A 1,134-nucleotide genomic window follows, 5' to 3' on the forward strand; every position below is an offset into this window, starting at 1 on the left:
CCGACGATTTGGAACCAGTTCGGCAATTGGGGGGTCAGATTGTTCCCCATAGCTCTCACGGTCGCGTTGCTTTGGCTCGGCATATATCTTTTCCGCCGGAATAGTCGCAAGTTTGCGGAGGTCATGTGATGGCTGAGAACAGTGCAGTGAAGAAATACGATTACACCAAGGCCCCGGTTGTGCTGTCGGCGTACCTTGTCTCCAAGAGCTTCAAGCTGCCAACGGAGCAGGCGACCGGTCTTAAGCAGGCTGTCATAAACTGGACCAAGGGCGTGAAGGGCTACAAAAAACAGACGGTACTCAAGGATGTCAGCTTTGAAGTCCATCAGGGCGAGTTCTTTGGCATCGTAGGTCGCAATGGCGGCGGCAAGTCGACTCTGTTGAAGCTGATTTCGCAGATCTACTATCCCAATGATGGCGAGATTCGGGTTCATGGCAAGTTGGTTCCATTCATTGAGCTTGGAGTTGGATTCAATCCTGAATTGACAGGCCGGGAGAATGTGTACCTTAATGGTGCCCTGCTGGGATTCTCTCGTGAGCAAGTCGACGCGATGTACGACGACATCGTCGATTTCGCGGAGCTTGATGAGTTCATGGATCAGAAGCTCAAGAACTATTCCTCGGGCATGCAGGTCCGACTGGCGTTCTCCGTGGCCATCAAAGCACAGGGTGACATCCTGGTGCTGGACGAGGTGCTGGCGGTTGGAGACGAGGCGTTCCAACGCAAGTGCAATGATTATTTCACGGAGATCAAAAAAGATCCGACCAAGACCGTGATTCTTGTCACCCATGACATGAGCGCCATCAAGCGATACTGCACTCGTGCCATGTTCATCCAGGACGGCGTCGTCGCCGCGATCGGCGACAGGGAGACGGTCGCCGAACAGTACACTCTCGCCAATCTGGAAGCGGAAGAGAGAAAGCAGGAGCAACGCAGGAAGATCGTTTCCGAAAACAAGGACGAGTACCCCAACGGCCTGAATGCCCGATGCCCGTTGTTGCGGACATACGGTGTCTCGCCCCTGATCCTTAAGAGTTCGGACACGTTTACGTTCGCCGTCGAGTATCAGTATGATGAACCCGGTGATTTCTATCTGGCCATCGCCATGCATGATGTTCGACGTGGCGGCATCA

At 53.7% G+C, this 1,134-nt stretch carries 1 protein-coding gene; it reads left to right on the forward strand.

The window, feature by feature from the left end; all coding sequences use genetic code 11:
* Window positions 1-128: 128 nt before the first annotated feature.
* The coding region (locus tag AB5Z52_RS17255; protein WP_368267164.1) for an ABC transporter ATP-binding protein at window positions 129-1,134 on the forward strand (1,006 nt) is incomplete at its 3' end.

This window comes from Enterococcus sp. RTP21361st1_A6_RTP21361_211029 (assembly GCF_040910045.1).
Taxonomy (GTDB): Bacteria; Bacillota; Bacilli; order Lactobacillales; family Enterococcaceae; genus Enterococcus_D; species Enterococcus_D gallinarum.